18 protein-coding genes are annotated in these 19881 nt (G+C 61.8%); 12 read left to right on the plus strand and 6 right to left on the minus strand.

Annotation, left to right across the window (positions count from 1 at the left end):
- Positions 1-27 precede the first annotated feature (27 nt).
- Positions 28-1074 (plus strand): serine hydrolase, encoded by a 1047-nt coding sequence (locus tag ASE26_RS00090; protein ID WP_055930464.1) that lies wholly within the window; start codon positions 28-30, stop codon positions 1072-1074.
- Here ASE26_RS00090 and ASE26_RS00095 read toward each other — a convergent pair.
- Positions 1059-1841 carry an IclR family transcriptional regulator gene (locus ASE26_RS00095; protein ID WP_055930467.1) on the minus strand — a complete coding sequence of 261 codons (783 nt, stop codon included), beginning with the start codon at positions 1839-1841 and terminating at the stop codon, positions 1059-1061. The two genes, ASE26_RS00090 and ASE26_RS00095, sit on opposite strands and share 16 nt — an antisense overlap.
- Positions 1842-1928: 87 nt before the next feature.
- On the opposite strand from ASE26_RS00095, the gene ASE26_RS00100 reads away from it, so the two are divergent.
- The 4 genes from ASE26_RS00100 (at position 1929) to ASE26_RS00115 (ending at position 4650) form a co-directional block, all read left to right on the plus strand.
- Positions 1929-2312 carry a diacylglycerol kinase gene (locus ASE26_RS00100; RefSeq protein ID WP_055930470.1) on the plus strand — a complete coding sequence of 128 codons (384 nt, stop codon included), beginning with the start codon at positions 1929-1931 and terminating at the stop codon, positions 2310-2312.
- Between the two features lie 94 nt (positions 2313-2406).
- Positions 2407-3420 carry a sulfate ABC transporter substrate-binding protein gene (locus tag ASE26_RS00105; protein ID WP_057245405.1) on the plus strand — a complete coding sequence of 338 codons (1014 nt, stop codon included), beginning with the start codon at positions 2407-2409 and terminating at the stop codon, positions 3418-3420.
- 29 nt (positions 3421-3449) lie between these two features.
- A complete protein-coding gene (locus ASE26_RS00110) occupies positions 3450-4085 on the plus strand; it encodes an alpha/beta hydrolase (RefSeq protein WP_082591263.1) in 636 nt (211 codons plus the stop codon).
- Positions 4012-4650 (plus strand): peroxiredoxin, encoded by a 639-nt coding sequence (locus tag ASE26_RS00115; protein WP_057245406.1) that lies wholly within the window; start codon positions 4012-4014, stop codon positions 4648-4650. The genes ASE26_RS00110 and ASE26_RS00115 overlap by 74 nt, the downstream gene beginning before the upstream one ends.
- Before the next feature lie 70 nt (positions 4651-4720).
- Here the strand turns inward: ASE26_RS00115 and ASE26_RS00120 are convergent, their stop codons facing one another.
- Positions 4721-5047, minus strand: coding sequence for a hypothetical protein (locus tag ASE26_RS00120; RefSeq protein WP_057245407.1), 327 nt, complete (start codon positions 5045-5047; stop codon positions 4721-4723).
- Between the two features lie 202 nt (positions 5048-5249).
- Between ASE26_RS00120 and ASE26_RS00125 the strand changes: the two genes are divergently transcribed.
- From ASE26_RS00125 to ASE26_RS00155, 7 genes are all read left to right on the plus strand, one after another.
- On the plus strand, positions 5250-7661 hold the full coding sequence (locus ASE26_RS00125) for a TonB-dependent siderophore receptor (RefSeq protein ID WP_055930482.1): 2412 nt from the start codon (positions 5250-5252) through the stop codon (positions 7659-7661).
- Positions 7662-7778: 117 nt separating this feature from the next.
- Positions 7779-8552, plus strand: coding sequence for a sulfite exporter TauE/SafE family protein (locus ASE26_RS00130; protein ID WP_057245408.1), 774 nt, complete (start codon positions 7779-7781; stop codon positions 8550-8552).
- 116 nt (positions 8553-8668) lie between these two features.
- Positions 8669-9559, plus strand: coding sequence for a sulfate ABC transporter permease subunit CysT (gene cysT / locus ASE26_RS00135; RefSeq protein ID WP_082507289.1), 891 nt, complete (start codon positions 8669-8671; stop codon positions 9557-9559).
- Positions 9556-10440 carry a sulfate ABC transporter permease subunit CysW gene (gene cysW / locus ASE26_RS00140; protein WP_055930489.1) on the plus strand — a complete coding sequence of 295 codons (885 nt, stop codon included), beginning with the start codon at positions 9556-9558 and terminating at the stop codon, positions 10438-10440. The genes cysT and cysW overlap by 4 nt, the downstream gene beginning before the upstream one ends.
- A 1-nt stretch (position 10441) precedes the next feature.
- The gene (locus ASE26_RS00145; RefSeq protein WP_055930492.1) at positions 10442-11506 is read left to right on the plus strand and encodes a sulfate/molybdate ABC transporter ATP-binding protein; all 1065 of its coding nucleotides are present in this window, start codon (positions 10442-10444) and stop codon (positions 11504-11506) included.
- Positions 11503-12435 (plus strand): CysB family HTH-type transcriptional regulator, encoded by a 933-nt coding sequence (locus tag ASE26_RS00150; protein WP_055930495.1) that lies wholly within the window; start codon positions 11503-11505, stop codon positions 12433-12435. Before ASE26_RS00145 ends, ASE26_RS00150 begins: the two co-directional genes overlap by 4 nt.
- A 16-nt stretch (positions 12436-12451) precedes the next feature.
- Positions 12452-14152, plus strand: a complete 1701-nt coding sequence (locus tag ASE26_RS00155) for a methyl-accepting chemotaxis protein (protein ID WP_057245409.1) — start codon at positions 12452-12454, stop codon at positions 14150-14152.
- A gap of 20 nt (positions 14153-14172) precedes the next feature.
- On the opposite strand, the gene ASE26_RS31320 is transcribed toward ASE26_RS00155, so the two are convergent.
- The 4 genes from ASE26_RS31320 to ASE26_RS00175 all read right to left on the minus strand — a co-directional run bounded on the left by ASE26_RS31320 (position 14173) and on the right by ASE26_RS00175 (position 19853).
- Positions 14173-15849: a methyl-accepting chemotaxis protein gene (locus ASE26_RS31320; RefSeq protein WP_057245410.1), complete on the minus strand. Its 1677-nt coding sequence runs from the start codon at positions 15847-15849 to the stop codon at positions 14173-14175.
- Positions 15850-15975: 126 nt separating this feature from the next.
- The gene (locus ASE26_RS00165) at positions 15976-17601 is read right to left on the minus strand and encodes a methyl-accepting chemotaxis protein (RefSeq protein WP_057245411.1); all 1626 of its coding nucleotides are present in this window, start codon (positions 17599-17601) and stop codon (positions 15976-15978) included.
- Between the two features lie 162 nt (positions 17602-17763).
- Positions 17764-18810 (minus strand): aldo/keto reductase, encoded by a 1047-nt coding sequence (locus tag ASE26_RS00170; RefSeq protein WP_055930506.1) that lies wholly within the window; start codon positions 18808-18810, stop codon positions 17764-17766.
- A gap of 2 nt (positions 18811-18812) precedes the next feature.
- A complete protein-coding gene (locus tag ASE26_RS00175) occupies positions 18813-19853 on the minus strand; it encodes a quinone-dependent dihydroorotate dehydrogenase (RefSeq protein ID WP_055930509.1) in 1041 nt (346 codons plus the stop codon).
- Between the last annotated feature and the right edge of the window lie 28 nt (positions 19854-19881).

Genomic DNA, 19881 nt, shown 5'->3' on the forward strand with positions numbered 1-19881 from the left:
CAGCTGTTTCACACCGGGGAATGACGAATGAACAAACTTGCTATCAGCGTGCTTGTGTCCTTGCTTTGCGCATCGGCGTCAATGGGATCTGCACAAGCGGCCGTCAAGAAAGCTGGTACCCGTTACGCCGCCCCGGTAACGAAATCCCAGATGGTCAAGCGCACGATCAGTGTGCGTGGCCGCAACAAGATCGTTTACCAGCGCGTGACCAAGGTGCCTGACGTCAGCCGTCCGACCATGGGCGACCTCGCCGGGCTGAACCTGGTGCGTGATCCGCTCGACCTGAAATCCAATGTGGCCCTGGTCCTCGACCAGGCCAATTCTGAAATCCTGTTCGAAAAGAACGCTGGCGTGGCTTTGCCGATCGCATCGATCACCAAGATGATGACCGGCCTGGTGGTGGTGGAAGCCAACCAGGACCTCGATGAAGTGCTGACCGTTACCGACGAAGACGTCGACCGCGAGAAATTCAGTTCCTCGCGCCTGAAGGTGGGCGACCACCTGACCCGTCGCAATATGCTGCACATTGCCCTCATGAGCTCGGAAAACCGCGCCGCGTCGGCCCTGGGCCGCAACTATCCGGGCGGCTTGCCGGCTTTCGTGCAGGCGATGAACGAGAAAGCGCAATCGCTGGGCATGAACGATACGCACTATGTCGATTCGAGCGGCCTGTCCAAGATGAATGTGGCCAGCGCACGCGACCTGGCCAAGCTGGTGCAGGCTGCCTACGAACACCCGATCCTGCGCGAATTCTCGACCGACCCGAAAGCCGTGGTGGAAAACAGCGGACGTCCTGTCACCTTTGGCACCACCAACCGCCTGGTGGCGCCGAACTCGGGCTGGGAAATCGGCCTGCAGAAAACCGGCTTCATCAATGAAGCTGGCCGTTGCATGATCATGCAGGCAATGGTGGAAGGGCGCGCTGTGATCATGGTGCTGCTGGATGCCAAGGGTTCCGCGGCGCGCGTTGCCGACGCGACCCGCATGAAGAAGTGGCTGGCCGCGCTCAAGCCAACCTTCGGTGAAAATGTCAGCGGCGCCAGCACCAGCGCCCAGTCTTACTCGGGTATGTAACCCAGGGTTGCGGAGATCTGGTTGGCGGTATTGACCAGGTCTTCCAGCCAGTCATCCTGCAGCCGGTCCGCCGGCGCGGAAATCGACAAGCCTGCCACCAGTTTGCCGGAATCGTCACGGATGCCGGCTGCCATGCAGCGCACTCCCAGTTCCAGTTCCTCATTATCGCGCGCATAGCCGCGTGCACGTACCAGGCTCAGCTCGCGTTCCAGGCGCGCCAGGTCGGTAATCGAATTCTTGTTGTGGCCGGCCAGGCCGGTGCGGGTGGCATAGGCGCGGATGGCCTTCGGTTCGTCCACCGACAGGAACAGTTTGCCGGTCGATGTCAGGTGCAGAGGGCCGCGGGCGCCGATGGCGCGCACCACCTGCATGCCCGAACGCTCGGAGTAGGCGCGGTCAATGTAGACGATCTCGTCGCCCTGGCGCACCGACAGGTTGATGGTTTGCTGCGTCTTCTTGTGCAGGGCGCGCATCGAATCGAGCGCAGCTTCGCGCACGGACAGGCGGCTTTTCACCACATTGCCCAGTTCCAGCAGGCGCATGCCGAGGCGGTAGGTGCCAGGCTCAACGCGGTCGACAAAGCGCGTCACCACCAAGTCGTTCAGGATGCGGTGGGCAGTGGAGGGATGCAGGCCCGAGACTTTCGACAGTTCCTTCAGGCTGACCGGATCCGGATAATTCGCCAGGGCGTCAAGCAGGGCCGTCATACGGTCGATGACCTGGATCGTCGTTTTCGGCTCCTGCGGGGGCAGGGTTTCGCTTTTCATGATGTGGTTGGTGCAGTGCAGTATAGGCAGACTTATTTATACCATGATGTGAAAAAAATGGGAATTCTGTCGCTATAATCCGTGTCCATGGAACCTACTAGTGAATTTAAAAGCAAGAGCGGCCTGAAGCGTATTTACTCGGCCTTTTTTTACTCCCTCGCAGGCTTGCAGACCGCCATCCGTTCCGAGCATGCCTTCCGCCAGGAACTGGTCGTATTCGTCATTGGCACCATCGCTGCCCTCCTGCTGCCGGTTTCTGCTTTCCAGAAGCTGGTGCTGATCGGCAGCATGGTGATCGTACTGATCGTCGAACTGATCAACTCTGCAATTGAAGCAGTGGTGGACCGTGTCTCGCTGGAGCGCCACCCGCTGTCCAAGAACGCCAAGGATTTTGGCAGCGCCGCCGTGCTGCTCGCCTCCCTTCTTTCGGGTGCGACCTGGCTGGTCGTACTGGTCAATCGCTTCTTTTAATTACTTTCCGGTATAACGAACGTCGAAAGTATTCGTTCGTATTTATATAAGGGGCGGTTAATCTGGCATCTCCAAACAAAAAAGGGGAAACCAGATGCTGTCCAGGAAACTGATTGCCGCTGCCTTGTTCGCCACTGCCGCAGTGGCGCAAGCAGCCGACGTGAGCTTGCTCAACGTCTCCTACGACCCGACCCGCGAGCTGTACCAGGACGTCAACGCCGCCTTTGCCAAGGAATGGAAGGCCAAGACCGGCGACAACGTGAAGATCAAGCAGTCGCACGGCGGCTCGGGCAAGCAGGCGCGCGCCGTGATCGACGGCCTGGAAGCCGACGTGGTGACCCTGGGACTGGCCTACGATATCGACGCGGTCGCCGAGCGCGGCCTGGTCAACAAGGATTGGCAAAAACGCCTGCCCCATAACGCCACCCCCTACAGTTCCACCATCGTCTTCCTGGTCCGCAAGGGCAACCCGAAAGGCATCAAGGACTGGAGCGACCTGGTCAAGCCAGGCGTGGCGGTGATTACCCCGAATCCCAAAACCTCCGGCGGCGCCCGCTGGAACCACCTGGCCGCATACGGCTACGCCCTGCGCCAGCCGGGCGGCAACGATGCCAGCGCGCGCGATTTCCTGAAGAAGCTGTACAAGAACGTGCCAGTGCTGGATTCCGGCGCGCGCGGCGCCACCACCACCTTCGTGGAGCGCGGCATCGGCGACGTGCTGGTCGCCTGGGAAAACGAAGCCCTGCTGGCGATCAAGGAGCTGGGCCCGGACAAGGTTGAAATCGTGGCGCCTTCGGTCTCGATCCTGGCCGAACCGCCTGTGGCCGTGGTCGACAAGGTGGTCGACAAGCGCGGCACCCGCAAGGTGGCCGAGGCTTACCTGAACTTCCTGTACACCGACCAGGCCCAGGCCATCATCGCCAAGAACTACTACCGCCCAGGCATCGAGAAGGAAGCGAAGAGGTACGCCGCCCAATTCCCGAATGTGAAGCTGTTCAAGATCACCGACGTCGCCGGCGACTGGACTACCGCGCAGAAAACGCACTTTGCCGACGGCGGCGTGTTCGACCAGATCTACCAGCCTGGCGCGAAAGTCGCCGGCCAATAATTCGAGAAATACACGCAACGGAGGGCCGCATGGCGATCCAACAACTGAACCAATTCCGCGTCCTGGTCGCGCCAGGCCTGCATAACAGCGGGCCCGATCACTGGCAGTCCCGCTGGCAGCGCCTGTACCCGCGCTTTGAGCGGGTGGAGCAGACGCGCTGGAGCGATCCGGTCCTGCTGCGCTGGGCCGACCGCCTGGATGAAGTACTGGATGAAGAGCGCCGTCCGACCCTCATCGTTGCACACAGTTTCGGCTGCCTCACCACGGCATTAAGCCTGTCACGTTCAACCTCCCCCCACGTGGCGGGGGTATTGCTGGTGGGGCCTGCCGATCCCGATAAGTTCCAGGTCAGCTCCCTGCTGCCGCACGGGGAACTGCCTTGCCCATCGATCATGGTGGCCAGTACCAACGACCCATGGATGACTGCAAAAAGCGCAGAAACCTGGGCGCAGCGCTGGGGCAGCGACTTCGTCAACGCCGGAGCGCTGGGACATATCAACGCCGAATCAGGCTTGGGCGACTGGCGTTTTGGCCAGCGCCTGCTGCAAGTCCTGGCGCAGCGCGCATCACATTTAACATTGGAGAAAAAGAATGAGTTTACGCCTTGGCGATACCGCGCCGGACTTCGAGCAGGATTCCAGCATTGGCAGCATCAGGTTTCATGAATGGGCAGGTGATTCCTGGGTCGTGCTGTTCTCGCACCCGGCCGACTTTACGCCGGTCTGCACCACGGAACTTGGACTGACCGCCAAGCTGAAACCGGAGTTCGACAAGCGCAACGTCAAGGCGATCGCGCTGTCGGTCGACCCGGCCGACAAGCACAAGGAGTGGATCAAGGATATCGAAGAAACCCAGCAAACCGTGGTGGGCTTCCCGATCATCGCAGACGCCGACCGCAAGGTCGCCGAGCTGTACGACATGATCCACCCGAACCAGTCGGCCACGGCTACCGTGCGTTCCCTGTTCGTGATCGATCCGGCCAAAAAACTGCGCCTGCAGATCACCTACCCGCTGAGCACCGGCCGCAACTTCGATGAAGTGCTGCGCGTAATCGACGCCCTGCAGCTGACGGACAAGCACACCGTCGCTACCCCAGGCAATTGGAAGGATGGCGATGACGTGATCATCCCGCTCACCGTGCAGGATCCGGAAGTGATCAAGCAGAAGTACCCGGCAGGCTTCAAAGCCCCGCGTCCTTACCTGCGCATTACGCCGCAACCGAACAAGTAACTGTTTTGGGAACGGCGCATGCGCCTATGCCGGTCAGGAAGGGGAGAAGATCACCAGGTCTCCGGAATGGCTAGTGCAGATGTTCTTGCAGGCGCCCCTCGGGGCGCTTTTTTTCTTTCAGCATTTCGCGCAGCGCCGCGATCTCGTTGCGCGCTGCGACGATGCATTGGGGATTGTTCTTGCCGCCGGGCGGGGCGAATTCGACGGCTGCCAGGATGGCCGCCTGGATCGACGACAGTTTATCGAATGCAGCCAGGGGCAGCCCGGCATCTTCGAAATCGGCCACCAGGTGCTTGGCGGTGCAGTAGACAGTGGCCTTTTCGAACTTGGTATAGGCTTGCAAGGCCATTTCGGTCAGGTCGCACAAACGGTCGGTCAGCAACAGAGCATCAGTCATCACACTTCCTCCCATGAATCGCTTGCAGACAATGTAGCACTTGGTTGAATACAAGCCAATAGCCTTGGATCTGTTCCATTCATGCAACGTTGGCAGGTGATTCACTTATCAGAAATGAATTATTTCTTTGTGAGTTCAATTGTGCGAGGTTAGTATTTTTTCGCGGCACCAAATAAAAATCGTTAGAGAGATCGGAATACCTATGAAACGCACCCTCATCGCCAGTGCTGTTTTGCTGGCCACCTCGCAAGCTTACGCACAAACCGCCGCCCAACCCGGCGCTGAAGAACAGCAGACCGTGGTCGTGCTGGGCTCGCGCGCAACCGCCAAAACCGCGCTCGATACTGCCGCGCCGGTCGGCCTGATCAATTCCAAGGACCTGCAGACGGCCGGCCCGCTGGAACTGGGCAAGCTGCTGCAAACGCTGGATCCGTCGTTCAACTTCTCCACCACCTTCATCAGCGACGGCACCGACATCATTCGCCCTGCGACCCTGCGCTCGCTTGGCCCGGACCAGCTGCTGGTGCTGGTGAACGGCAAGCGCCGCCACCAGCAGGCGCTGGTTAACGTGCAGCAAACCATCGGCCGCGGTTCGGCCGGTACCGACATCAATGCCATTCCGCTGTCGGCCATCCATCACATCGAAGTGCTGCGCGATGGCGCGGCGGCCCAGTACGGCTCGGACGCGATTGCCGGCGTGATCAACATCGTGCTGAAGTCGAACGTGAACGAGACCGCCATCAGCGGCCAGGTTGGCACCACCAAGGAAGGCGACGGCGACATGATCTCCGGCAGCGTGAACCGCGGCTGGGCGCTGGGCGAAGACGGCGGCTACATCAACCTGTCGCTGGAAGGCCGCAAGCGCGACGAGACCAACCGTGCCGGCCCTGACTCGCTGCGCGTCGATCCGCCGCGCGTGACCCAGCGCATCGGCGACAGCGATGCCAAGGATGCCTTCCTGTGGTGGAATGCGGCGCTGCCGGTCGACAAAGCCGGTGAGTTCTACACCTTCGGCGGCGTTTCCAAGCGCAAGGGCGATTCGTCGGGCTTCTTCCGCTCCAAGGGCGATGGCCGCAACGTGCCTGCCGTGTATCCGGAAGGCTTCCTGCCGAATATCCGCACCACCGTGAAAGACGCTTCGTTCGCCTTCGGCTACCGCCGCGACCTGCCGAACGACTGGAAGGCCGACATCAGCATCAACCATGGCCGCAGCGAGCTCGATTTCCATGAGAAGCAGACCATCAACGTCTCCTACTGGTACGAGCCGAAACCGGGCGGCGGCATCTACGCCGAGTCGCCGTTCGAGGCCGATACCGGCAAGCTGAAATTCAACCAGACCACCTTCAACGCCGACATCAAGGGCCCGGTCAAATTCGGCAGCGAAGAGGTGTTCGTGGCCACCGGCTTCGAGTACCGCCGCGACAACTACCAGATCGTCGCTGGCGATCCCGTGTCCTACCAGTACGGCCGCACCAACAACCCGGCGATCGCGATCACCAACCAGACCGGCGGCGTCGCTGCATCCGGCACCCAGGGCTTCCCCGGCTACACCCCGGCCACCGCGGTGGACGAGGGCCGCCACAATATCGCCCTGTTCCTGGATACCGAATACCACCCGGTCAAGGACCTGCTGCTGGCTGCTGCAGTGCGCTACGAGAAGTACTCCGACTTTGGCAACACGACGACCGGCAAGCTCAGCGCGCGCTGGGACCCGACCAAGGAATTCGGCCTGCGCGGCAGCGTGTCGTCCGGCTTCCGCGCACCGGGCGTGCAGCAGAAGTTCTACAGTTCGGTATCGACCAACCTGAACCAGGCTGGCCAGCTGACCGAGACCCTGACCGCGCGCGAGGGCAGCGCCGTGACCACCGCGCTTGGCATCAAGCCGCTGAAGGAAGAAACTTCGCGCAACGCCTCCATCGGCATGGTGCTGCGTCCAGCCAAGAACATGTCGCTGACCGCCGACCTGTACCAGATCAAGATCAAGGACCGCATCGTGTTCTCGAGCGAGATTTCGCCGGAAGCCGGTGGCGGCCCGATCGCCAACGTGTTGAATCCGCTGGGCGTAGGCCAGGCGCAGTTCTTCACCAACGCGGTCGATACCAAGACCAAGGGCCTGGACATTGTTGCCGACCATACCACCAAGTTCACCTCGTCGACTCTGGTGCTGTCCGGCCAGTTGGGCTTCAACAAGACCGAAGTGACCAAGCGCCATTCGCCATCCAGCCTGCTGACCGGCGACCAGTTGTTCAACCAGGCGCAGGTGACCCTGATCGAACGCGGCCAGCCACGCAAGCACCACGTTGTGGCGGCTGACTACACCATCGGCCAGTGGAACGTGAATGCCCGCGCCAACTACTATGGCGAAGTGCAGGGCGAGGGCTTCAGCCCGCTGCAGACCTGGGATGCAAAGTGGATCGTCGACGCGAGCATTCGTTATAGCTTCAGCAAGAAAACCACCGTGGCCTTGGGCTTCAACAACCTGTTCGACACTTACCCGTCGGAGTGGACCAATGGCGGCGATTTCCCGAAACTGGGCTTCAAGTACTGCTGGGAAACCTGCCCGTTTGGCGTGAATGGCCGTTCGATGTACCTGAAGTTCGATACCGCCTTCTGAACGATTACTTCCTTCTTGAAAGCGCCTCCGGGCGCTTTTTTTATAAGCAAATAAGGAATTCGTTGTTGAGAACTCATGCGCATCTGGATACCCTAGCGGGTCTTGGAAGGATTTCGCATGGATCTGTCGTTCATCGTTTCTGGTTTTGTCGTAGGCGCGCTCGTTGGTTTGACCGGTGTGGGGGGCGGTTCGCTCATGACGCCTATCCTGACCCTGATGTTCGGCGTTTCACCCTCGGTGGCAGTGGGCACCGACCTGGCCTTTGCCTCGGTGACCAAGAGCGCCGGCACATTCGCGCATCGCTTGCGCGGCACCGTGCGCTGGGACATCGTACGCCTGCTTTGCTTCGGCGCCTTGCCGGCGGCCGTTGTCGCGACCGTTGGCCTGAAGTATTTCGGCGCGCTGGACAAGCAGATTGGCCATATGATCCGCCTCTGCATCGCCGGTTCCGTCATGCTCACCGTGGTGGCGATCCTGTTCCGAGGCAAGATGCTGGCCTGGATGCTGGCCCACCCTGAGCGGCAGCTGCAGGGCAGGGCGCTGGCAGTGTCCACCATCGTTGCCGGTGCCGTACTCGGCACGCTGGTGACCATTTCCTCCATCGGCGCCGGCGCCGTGGGCGCTACGCTGCTGGTGCTGATGTATCCCCGCCTCACGCCGGCAGAAGTAGCCGGCACCGACATCGCCTATGCCGTGCCGCTGACCGCGATTGCCGCTATCGGGCATTGGTGGCTGGGCTCCATCGACTGGACGCTGCTCCTGACCTTGCTGATGGGCTCAGTGCCTGGCATTACCATTGGCTCCTGGTTTGCACGCTCCATGCCGGAGCGCTTCCTGCGCGGCGTGCTGGCTACCGTCCTGGTATCCGTGGCGGCCAAACTGGTGGCCTGAACACCTCGCCACTGCCGTTTTGGCATCTAAGCAAATGAAAAAAGCGTAGTTTGGTTTATAACGCATGAATGCGAACATGCGCTCCTGTTAGTCGAAAATGTAATAAGGGAGCAAGCATGTCTGCAGTTGCTGCATCAGTGCCCACCCCGGCGGCAACGCCGGGAGGAGAGGTCAAAGCCCGCAAAGCGCCATACCGCGTGATGCCCGGCTTTAACCTGTCCCTTGGCTTCACCATCCTGTACCTGACGCTGATCGTCCTGATCCCGCTGTCGGCAATCTTCCTCAAGACCTTCACCATGACCTGGGAAGGCTTCTGGAGCGCGGTCACCTCGGAGCGCGTGGTTGCCTCCTACAAGCTGACGTTCGGCGCCTCCTTTATCGGCGCCGCATTGAACGTTTTCTTTGGCGGCATCGTGGCGTGGGTGCTGGTGCGTTACAATTTCCCCGGCAAGCGCATTGTGGACGCGCTGGTCGACCTGCCGTTCGCCTTGCCGACCGCAGTCGCCGGCATCACCCTGACCGCCCTGTATTCCTCCAACGGCTGGTTCGGCCGCTTTATTGAAGGCACCCTGGGCATCAAGGTCGCCTTCACCCCGCTGGGCGTGGTGGTGGCACTGACCTTCATCGGCCTGCCTTTTGTGGTGCGTACCGTGCAGCCGGTGCTGGAAGACGCCGAGCGCGAACTGGAAGAAGCCGCTGCCAGCCTGGGCGCCTCGGCCTTCCAGACCTTCCGCCGCGTCGTCTTTCCGACCATCTTGCCTTCGCTGCTGACCGGTTTTGCGCTGGCCTTTGCCCGCGCCACCGGCGAATTCGGCTCGGTGATTTTCATCGCCGGCAATATGCCGCTGGTTTCCGAGATTACGCCGCTGTTCATCATCACCAAGCTGGAACAGTACGACTATGCCGGCGCTACCGCCATCGCGGTAGTCATGCTGGTGGCCTCTTTCCTGATGCTGCTGGCGATTAACCTGCTGCAGGCCTGGTCGCGCGGGAGGAATGCAAAATGAGTGCATCTGCAACGCAAAAACGCCGCGGCGAACTGCCGCAACGCCATGATGCGCTGGAACCGCGCTGGGTGCGCTACGCCCTGGTCACGGTGGCTCTGACTTTCCTGACACTGTTCCTGTTCGTGCCGCTGGTGGCCGTGTTCACCGAGGCACTGAAAAAGGGCTGGGACGTGTATGCCAACGCCATCCTGGACGACGATTCGATTGCCGCCATCAAGCTTACCCTGCTGACCGCCGCCATCGCAGTGCCGTTCAACCTGGTGTTCGGCGTGGCAGCGTCCTGGGCCATCACCAAGTTCGAGTTCCTCGGCAAGAGCCTGCTGCTCACGCTGATCGACCTGCCGTTTTCCGTGTCGCCGGTGATCTCGGGCCTGATCTACGTGCTGCTGTTTGGCGCCCAGGGCTGGTTCGGCCCATGGCTGGCGGAGCACGACATCAAGATCCTGTTTGCCGTTCCGGGCATCGTTCTGGCCACCGTGTTCATCACCTTCCCGTTCGTGGCGCGTGAACTGATCCCGCTGATGCAGGCGCAGGGCAGCGAAGAAGAGGAGGCGGCCGTGGTGCTGGGTGCAAACGGCTGGCAGACCTTTTTCCGCGTGACGCTGCCGAACATCAAGTGGGGCCTGCTGTACGGCGTGATCCTGTGCAACGCGCGCGCCATGGGCGAGTTCGGCGCGGTGTCGGTGGTGTCGGGCCATATCCGCGGCGAGACCAACACCATGCCGCTGCAGGTCGAGATCCTCTACAACGAATACAACTTTGCCGCCGCCTTTGCCGTGGCCTCGCTGCTGGCCCTGCTGGCGCTGGTGACCCTGGCGGTGAAGACCTTTATCGAATGGCGCCTGCACGAAAACTACGGCGACGACGCCAAGGAGCATTGATATGACGATCGCAGTCAAGAACATCAACAAGCGTTTCGGCGACTTCGTCGCACTGGACAATGTATCGCTCGATTTCCCGCAGGGCGAGCTGACCGCGCTGCTCGGCCCATCGGGCTGCGGCAAGACCACGCTGCTGCGCTGCATCGCCGGCCTGGAGCATCCCGATTCCGGCCAGGTGCTGCTGGAGGGCCAGGATGCCTCCGACCGCCACGTGCGCGAGCGCCAGGTGGGCTTCGTGTTCCAGCACTATGCGCTGTTCAAGCACATGACCGTGTTCGAGAACGTGGCCTTCGGCCTGCGTGTCAAGCCGCGCAAGGAGCGACCGTCGGAGGAGCAGATCCGCCGCAAGGTGAAAGAGCTGCTGGAACTGGTGCAGCTGGACTGGCTGGCCGACCGATATCCGCCGCAGCTCTCCGGCGGCCAACGCCAGCGTATCGCCCTGGCGCGCGCGCTGGCTGTTGAACCACGCGTGCTGCTGCTGGACGAACCGTTCGGTGCGCTGGACGCCAAGGTACGCAAGGAACTGCGCCGCTGGCTGCGCCGCCTGCACGACGAGCTGCACGTCACTTCGATCTTCGTGACCCACGACCAGGAAGAAGCGCTGGAAGTAGCCGACCGCGTGGTGCTGATGAACAAAGGCCATGTCGAGCAACTGGGTTCGCCGGATGAGGTGTACAACCGTCCTGCCTCGCCTTTCGTGTACGGCTTCCTCGGCAACGTCAACGTGTTCCACGGCCGCGTGCATGAAGGCGTGCTGGCCAGCGACGGCGTCGAATTCGATGTGGAAGGCCAGGGCAGCGGCAAGGGCACGGCTTACATCCGCCCGCATGACCTGGAAGTTGAGCGCTATGTGCAGGGCGCGGAAGGCATCGTGGTCAAGCTGCGCCGCGCGCATGCGATCGGCCCGCTGGCACATCTCGACCTGGAGCGCGCTGACAATGCCCAGATCATCGAGGCGACCATTTCCAACGAACGCTATATCCAACTTAACCTGCAAGACGGCGAAACCCTGGTGGTGCGTCCCAAGCGCCTGCGCGTCTTCGTCGATGAAGGGGCACACGCATGAACTTCCAGCAATTACGCTCCGTGCGCGAAGCTGCGCGCCGCAACTACAACCTGACCGAAGTGGCGAACGCGCTGTTCACCTCCCAGCCGGGCGTAAGCCGCCAGATTCGAGAGCTGGAAGACGAACTTGGCGTCATCATTTTTGAACGTAACGGCAAGCGCCTGACCGGCCTGACCGAGCCTGGCAAGGGCATCCTGAAAATCGTCGACCGTTTGCTGGTGGAAGCGGAAAACCTGCAGCAGGCCAGCCTGGAGTTCACCGGCCAGAAAAGCGGCACGCTGACCATCGCGGCCACCCACACCCAGGCGCGCTATGCGCTGCCGAAGGCGGTTTCGCATTTCCGCAATGAGTTCCCGGACGTGCGCATCGCGCTGCAGCAAAGCGCCCCCGACCATATCGCGGAATGGGTCTTGTCGGGCAAGGCCGATATCGGCATCGCTACCGAAGGCCTGTCGCAATTCCCGGACCTGGTGTCCTTCCCGTGCTACCGCTGGAGCCACCTGGTGGTGGTGCCGGATGGCCACCCGCTGCTGACGCGCTCCCCGATCCGCCTGGAAGACCTGGCCGAATATCCGCTGATCACCTACGACGTCGGCTTCACCGGCCGCGGCCACATCGACGCCGCCTTCGACAAGGCTGGCGTGCGCCCCGACATCGTGCTGACTGCCATGGATTCGGACGTGATCAAGCAATACGTGACGCTGGGCCTGGGCGTTGGGCTGGTGGCTTCCATGGCCTTCGACCATGGCCGCGACAAGGGCTTGCGCGCCATCGAGGCGTCGCACCTGTTCGCTGCAAATACAACAAGACTGGCCCTGCGCAAAGGAGCATACTTGCGCTCGTATGCCTACGAATTCATCACGCAGTTCGCCCCGGATTTGACGCGCAGCGACATCGAGCAGGCCTTGCAGGGAGGCGACCCCCTGTAACCTTGAAGGAGGTTGTATGGGTATCGGTAACTGGAAGATCGGCGTGCGCCTGGCCGCCGGATTGGGTCTTGCATTGGCCTTCATGGTTGGCATTGCCGTTACCGGCATCGTCAACCTGGGTAAGCTGAACGACGGCACCGAAGATATCGCCAGCGACAAGGTGCCGAAAGTAATCCTGGCTTACGAGGCGATCGGCGGCGTCAACGACATCGCGCGCGCCATGCGCAATGCAATGCTCTCAACTGACCCGGAAACGGTAAAGAAGGAGTTGAGACGCGTCGAGGACAGGAAAGCCGAGATTGATGGCAATCTCGATAAGCTTGCCAAATTGATTTCAGATGATGTGGACGCAGAAAGCAAGGCCAAACTCAAGGCGGTGCAGGAGGCGCGCGATCGCTACCTGGTCGTTCAGTCGACTTTCCTGCAAAAGTCCGCCGACGACAGCCAGCGCGAAGCGAACGTCAAATACCTGCTGACCGCAGTGCGCAAGGAGCAGACCGCTTACCTGGCCGCGCTGGGCGAACTGGTGAAATACCAGGCGGCCGCCGTGAGCGCCGCCAGCGATGTCGCAGGCAAGGCCTACAGCAATTCCCGCGACGTGATGATCATACTGACCGCAGCGGCGGCCGCGCTGGCGGCATGGGTTGCATGGTGGGTCACGCGCAGCATCACCCAGCCGCTGAACCGCGCCGTTGATGTGGCGGAGGCCGTGGCCGGCGGCGACCTGACGCAACGCATCGACGTTACCAGCCGCGATGAAACCGGCCAGCTTCTGCAGGCGCTGGCGAATATGAACGACAGCCTGGCGCGCACCGTTGGCAAGGTGCGCTCCGGCTCGGACACTATCACCACCGCTTCCAACGAAATCGCCACCGGCAACCTGGACCTGTCCTCGCGCACCGAGCAGCAAGCCAGCTCGCTGGAGGAAACCGCTTCATCGATGGAGGAACTGACTTCCACCGTCCAGCAGAACGCAGAGAATGCACGCCAGGCCACGCAGCTTGTGGTGACTGCTTCCGACTTTGCCACGCGCGGTGGCGCTGTTGTGGGGCAGGTGGTCAACACCATGGGGGCGATCAAGGAGTCGTCGAACAAGATCGTCGATATCATCGGCGTGATCGATGGCATCGCGTTCCAGACCAATATCCTGGCGCTGAATGCCGCCGTCGAAGCGGCACGCGCGGGCGAGCAGGGAAGGGGCTTTGCCGTGGTGGCGTCGGAAGTGCGCAACCTGGCGCAGCGCTCCGCCGCAGCGGCGAAAGAAATCAAGGAGCTGATCGGGCACTCGGTCGACACAGTCGATGAAGGCGCGCGCCTCGTCGACCAGGCGGGGGAAACGATGGATGGCATCGTCAAGGCGGTGCAGCAAGTCAGTGACATCATGCAGCAGATCAGCGCCGCCAGCCAGGAGCAGAGCAGCGGCATCGCGCAGGTCAATCAGGCCATCGTCTCGATTGACGATGTGACGCAGCAGAATGCGGCGCTGGTCGAAGAAGCCGCGGCGGCTGCGCAATCGATGCGTGACCAGGCGGAAATGCTGGCCGAGGCGGTCAGTGTGTTCCGCCTGGCCGACCACCAGGCCGATGCGAAACGGCTGGCCGTGCGGGCAGTGGTGAAGGCGGCCACGCGACCGGCTGCAACTGCCGCCCCGCGGCTCGGCAAGCCTGCAGTGGCCGCAAAAACGGCCCGTGCGGACAATGAGTGGGAAGAGTTCTGAAGCGGCGCGGCTTGGAATTCTTACCAGCCGTCGCGGGTGCTGTTGGCAGCCAGCGCGGTGCGACGGGCCGCGGTTGCCGGAGCAGGCTGCATCGCGGCACGCGCAGCCAGGCGGGTGACGACGGCACTGCGGCGAGCCGGTTCAGCGGCGCCCGCTGCCGACAGCCGGAACACGCTGACTGCTTGCGATAGCGAGCCCGCCTGCTCTTGCAATGCGCCGGCAGCAGCGGCAGCTTGTTCCACCAGTGCGGCATTTTGCTGGGTTGCGCTGTCCATCTGTACCACAGCCTGGTTGATCTGTTGCAGGCCCGCGCTTTGCTCGCCGCTGGCAGCTGAAATCTCGCCGATAATGTCCGTCACCTGCTGCACGCTGAGCACCACCTCGGTCATGGTGCTGCCGGCCTGGTCGACCAGGCGGCTGCCTTCTTCCACTTGTGCCACCGAGTTGTCGATCAACTGTTTGATCTCCTTGGCGGCGGCGCCTGCTCGCTGGGCCAGGTTGCGTACTTCCGATGCGACGACTGCGAAGCCACGCCCCTGTTCTCCGGCGCGTGCAGCTTCCACCGCTGCGTTCAAGGCCAGGATGTTGGTCTGGAATGCGATGCCGTCGATGACCGAAATGATTTCCACGATCTTGTAGGCCGACTCGTTGATCGCGCTCATCTTATCGACCACTTGCGACACCACGGCACCGCCGCGCCGCGCCACTTGCGATGCATTGCCGGCCAACTGGTTGGCCTGCCTTGCATTGTCGGCATTCTGGCGCACGGTGGAAGTCAGTTCTTCCAATGAGGATGCAGTTTCTTCCAGCGAGCCTGCTTGCTGCTCGGTGCGTGCCGACAAGTCCACATTGCCGCTGGCGATTTCGGACGAAGCGGTGTTGATGGAGTCGGTAGCCTGACGCACATTGCCGACGATGCCGACCAGGCTGATGCTCATCTCGCGCAAGGCAGCCAGCAGCTTGCCGGTTTCATCTTGCGTATACACCTCGATCTGCTGCGTCAGGTCACCGGCTGCCACGCTCTCAGCGATCCGTATCGCGCGATTGAGCGGGATGGTAATGCTGCGCACCAGCCACCAGCCGATGCCTGCTGCGAGGGACAAGCCTCCTGCCAGGATGCCGATCACCATCAGGCGGAAGCTGGAGAAGCTGGCCTGGGATGTTTCGTACACCTGCTTGCCGATATCCTTCTGCAAATTGACCAGCTGGTTGATCACGTCGCGTACCGGCACGAAGCGTTCGCTCATTCGTCCATGCATTATGGATTTCATCTTCTCCATGTCACCGGCGCGGGCGGCTGCCAGCGCAGGTTCCAGTCCCTGTTCGAGATAGGCGGAGTGGGCTGCGCTGAAGCGCTCCACCAATGCCTTTTCTTCCACGGTCATCTGCGTGGCGATGTAGGCTTTCCAGATCGTGTTGGCCTGGGCGTGATCCTGCTCCACGCCCTTGACCATATCCGGCAGGGCGGCGGCATCACCGAGTGCCGCATTGGCCATTGCCAGCTGGTTGCGATTCATCGAGCGGATCATGTCCTGCAACTGCCCCAGCGCCACCAGGCGGTCCTCGTATACCGTCTGCAGGGAGGCATTCGAATTCGACAAGCTGGTAATGCCGGCAATGCCAATCACCGTCATCATGAGGGACAGGATGGCCAGGACAGTGACCAGGCGGGTTTTGATAGTCAGGTTGTTCAGCATGTACGGCTCCAGCCCGCGCGTACGCGCAAGCAAACGGCTTTGGTGGGATAGGAGGCCGCGAGGGTGGGGCGGCGTTTGGACAGGGCTGGCTGGGGCCGGCGAGGCGGACACCCTGGAAACCCGATGCTAGCAATAAGGTTTTAACGAAGCAAGTGAGAATTGGTGAGATTGTGGTTTATTCGCCGCCTGCACCGCTCCGCCGCATTGGGGTGTCAGGCGGAATACGCGCACTGCCTTGGCAAGGGCACAAGCCTGCTGCTGCATCGATGCGGCAGCGGCGGCGGCCTGCTCGACCAGCGCGGCGTTATGCTGCGTGGCCGCATCCATTTGCAGCATTGCTTCGCTGACCTGGCCGATGCCCATGCTTTGTTCGTGGCTGGCGGCAGTGATCTCATTGATAATGCCGCTGACGCGATGCACCGCCTGCACCACCTCATTCATGGTCGTGCCGGCCTGGTGCACCAGGGTGCTGCCAGCATTGACCTGCTGCATCGAGTGATCGATCAATTGCCTGATTTCCTGCGCGGCTGCCGCGGCGCGCTGCGCCAGGCCGCGTACCTCGCTCGCGACCATGGCGCAACCTTCAGGGCTTGCACCGCCGGCGCGCTGGGCTTCGGCAGAGGCATCCATCGCCAGGCGACCGGTCTGGGTGGCTATGCCGTCGATCACGCCGATGATGTCGGCCATCCTGAGCGAGGAGGCGTTGATGGCATCCATCTTTTCCACCGCCTGGAACACTGCGGCGCCGCCGCGTGTCGCCAGGTTCGCTGCACCTTGCGCCAGCAGGTTCACCTGGCGGGCATTGTCGGCATTCCGGCGCACAGTGCAGGTCAGCTCCTCCATCGACAAGGCGGTTTCCTCCAGTGCGCTGGCCTGTTTCTCGATACGGTGCGACAGGTCAAGGTCATCGTCGGCAATGTGCGCGGATGCGGCATGCAGGGTTTCGGTAGCCTGCCTAACGTTGCCGACCATGCCGGCCAGGCTCGAGTTCATTTCCTTCAGCGCCGCCAGCAACTGGCCGGTCTCATCGTTCGCAGTGATTTCAATCTGCTGCGTCAGGTCACCTCGGGCGACGGCCTGGGCAATGGCGACCGCACGATTGAGCGGCTGCGTGATGCTGCGCACCAGCCACCAGCCGATGATGGTGGCGAGAATGAGGCCGGCCGCCAGCAATCCAATGACCAGCTGGTGCTGGCTGGCGTATTTGTCTTCCGATGCGAAGTACTGCATTCTGCCGCGTTCGAGCTGATAGGCGATCAGCTTTTCCATTTCGATGCGAAGCTTGGGGAACATATGCTCTACCGGACCATCCACCAGGATGCGCATGGCGTCGATATCGCCTGCTTTGGCGGCGGCCAGTGCAGGCGCCAGGGCGTCGAGCATGAAGTGCCTGCGGGCGGCCTCGAAGCGTTCCGCCATTTCCCTTTCTTGCTCCGTGACGAAGGTTTCGCTGTATTCCTGCCACAGTTTGCTGGCATGGTCCCGGTCCTGTTCGACTTGATCGATCATTGCGGGCAAATCCGGTAGATCGGCATTCGCGGCGCGAACAATGACGAGCTGGTTGCGTAGCATGAGGCGCATCATCCCGTCGAGGTGACCGAGTGCCAGCAGGCGCTCCTGGTAGACGGTGCGCAAGGTATTGTGGGTTTGGCCAAGGCTTGCCAGGCCAACGCAGCCTACTGCAAGCAGCAGCACGGATAGCATGGTCAGGACGGCAATAAGCCGCGCCCTGATGGTCAGGTTTTTGAGCATGTCGGTTTTTCGAGGAAGATTGCCAAGGCCGCGGGGAGGTGGCGGCGAAGAATCAGGAAAGACATGGCCCGTGAGAGCGGGCAACCTGAGTGGGGAATAGTATCAACAACGTTCCCATACAGCAATTGGATAGATGGTCAGGCGCGCACCTGACCTTATCGGTTACTGCCCGGGGTTGGGCAGTTTGGCGTGAATTGCGTCGACTGCTGCCACAACCTCCGGCGACAGGCGCACATCGAAGGCATCGATGTTCTGTTTGAGCTGCGCCAGCGTGGTGGCGCCGATGATGGTGGAGGCGATGAACCAGCGAGAATAGCACCAGGCCAGTGCGAGCTGGGTTGGCGTCATCCCGTTGTCGCGCGCCAGTTTGGCGTACTGCGCCACCGCATCCAGTACGCCCGGACGCAGGTAGCGCGGGCTCCAGGTTGGCGGGAAGATCGTCAGGCGGCCGTGCGCCTTGGGATCGTCGTGATACTTGGCCGTGAGCTGGCCGAACGCCAGCGGGCTATATGCCATCAGGCTTACTTGCTCGCGGAAGCAGGTCTCGTCCAGGAAGCTGGTTTCGAAATGGCGCGCCGTCAGGTTGTACAGGTTCTGGATGGTGGCTATGCGCGGCAGGCCCTTCATTTCGGCCTGCTTGACGAATTCGGCCACGCCCCAGCTGCTTTCGTTCGATACGCCGATGTGGCGGATCTTGCCTTCCCTGATCAAGTCGCCCAGCACGGCCAGCGATTCTTCGATGGCGATGCTGTGGCGTTCCTTCTCAGGATCGAACTGGCTGGCGCCGAAGATCGGCACATTGCGGCTCGGCCAATGCAACTGGTACAGGTCGATGTATTCCGTCTGCAATCGTTGCAGGCTGGTCTCCACCGCAGCGCGGATATTGGCCGCATTGTGGTTGCTCTTGCCTTTGCGGATCCAGTGCATATACGGATTGGGTCCGGCGACCTTGGTTGCCAGCACCACGTCGGCGCGGCGGCCGGACTTTTTCAGCCACGTGCCGATGAAGCGTTCGGTATCACCCTGGGTTGCAGCGGACGGCATCACCGGATACAGCTCGGCGGTGTCGATGAAATTGATGCCGCGCTCCAGCGCATAATCGAGCTGGGCGTGCGCATCGGCTTCGGTGTTCTGCTGGCCGAAAGTCATCGTGCCGAGGCAGATCTTGCTGACCTTCAGGTCGCTGCGGCCGAGGGTGATCTTCTGCATGCTTAGCCCCGCAGCGCGTCGGCGCAATCGCGCACCAGCGCCGGGCCGGCGTAAATCAGGCCGGAGTAGAGCTGCACCAGCTGTGCGCCGGCTTCGATCTTGGCCTTGGCATCCTTGCCCTGCATGATGCCGCCGACGCCGATGATCGGCAGCGCATCGCCCAGTTCCGCTTTGAGCAGGCGAATCACATTGTTCGACAGTTCGAATACGGGCGCACCCGACAGGCCGCCGGCTTCGGCGCCGTGCTGCATGCCTTCCACCGCGGTGCGGCTCAGGGTGGTGTTGGTGGCGATCACGCCGTCGATTTTGTGGCGCAGCAGGGCGTCGGCAATGTTCTTCACCTGGTCGCCATCCATGTCCGGCGCGATCTTCAGGGTCATCGGCACGTAGCGCTTGTGCTGGTCGGCCAAGCGCAGCTGCGCTTGCTTCAGTTGCGACAGCAGGCCATCCACCTCCGATGCGCCCTGGAGCTGGCGCAGGTTCTTGGTGTTGGGCGAGGAGATGTTGACGGTCACGTAGCTGGCGTACGGGTAGACCTTGTCCAGGCAGTGCAGGTAGTCGTCGACGGCGCGCTCGATTGGCGTATCGGCGTTCTTGCCGATATTCAGGCCCAGCACGCCCTCGCGGTTCTGGTAGAAGCGCGACGACTGCACATTGGCCACGAAGGCGTCGACGCCGCCGTTATTGAAGCCCATACGGTTGATGATGCCGTGCGCCGCAGGCAGGCGGAACATGCGCGGCTTCGGGTTGCCCGCTTGTGCGCGCGGGGTCACCGTGCCCACTTCGATCGAGCCGAAGCCCAGGTCGGCCAACGCATCGATGAAGGCGCCATCCTTGTCCAGGCCAGCAGCCAGGCCGACCGGGTTGCGGAATGTCAGGCCCATGACGGTGCGCGGGTCGTCCTTCGGGCGGCGCACCATGACGCGCGTCAGGCCCAGGGCAGACAGGCGCTTCAGTGCCGGCAGGGTGAAATGGTGGGCGGATTCGGCATCCATCGAGAACAGGATGGGGCGGGCCAGGGAGTACAGGAATTTATCGGACATTGTGGGGAGCTTTGGTGTATTTTTGTAG

It is taken from the genome of Duganella sp. Root198D2 (assembly GCF_001428585.1).
In the GTDB taxonomy this organism is placed as follows: domain Bacteria; phylum Pseudomonadota; class Gammaproteobacteria; order Burkholderiales; family Burkholderiaceae_D; genus Rugamonas.